1 protein-coding gene is annotated in these 453 nt (G+C 63.6%); it reads left to right on the top strand.

The genetic code is table 11. The features are described from left to right. Positions 1-453 (top strand): HAMP domain-containing protein (locus AC6EMZ_RS23265; RefSeq protein ID WP_498405179.1); only part of this gene is annotated, 453 nt, incomplete at both ends.

Below are 453 nucleotides of genomic sequence, written 5' to 3'. Positions count from 1 at the left end.
CCGACGCCTCGAATGATATCGGCGCACTCCCCGAACCCGGCCTGCTCGAAAACCTCGCGCGCAACGCGACATCGGGCGAGGCGCGAAGCTTTGTTGCGGTCGAGGGAAAGCGCGGAGGACGCTATTTGACTGCGTACGCAAAAATTCCCGGCACGACCTGGTTCGTGGTGAGCACCATCGCGGAGAAAAAGCTGACGGCCGAGGCGCAGGCGGTGCGCAACCAGATTGCGCTGGTCGGCATCTCGGGGGTTCTGCTGTCGATCTTCCTCGCCTACTTCATCTCGCACAGCATTTCTGCGCCGCTCAGGGAGCTGGTGCGCAAGGTGCACGATACCGGAGACGATGCCGGCGCCCAGGTGGACGAAGAAAAGCACGTGGAAGCCGGGGCCCGCGCCCAGGACGAGTTGAGCAGGCTCGCGCAGCGCTTCGAGAGAATGCGCGAAGCGATCAAAC

The sequence above is a fragment of the Enterobacter sp. SCRI0065 genome (genome assembly GCF_059766475.1).
Note: the sequence above shows the minus strand (reverse complement) of the source record. Positions and strands in the feature narration are given on the sequence as shown.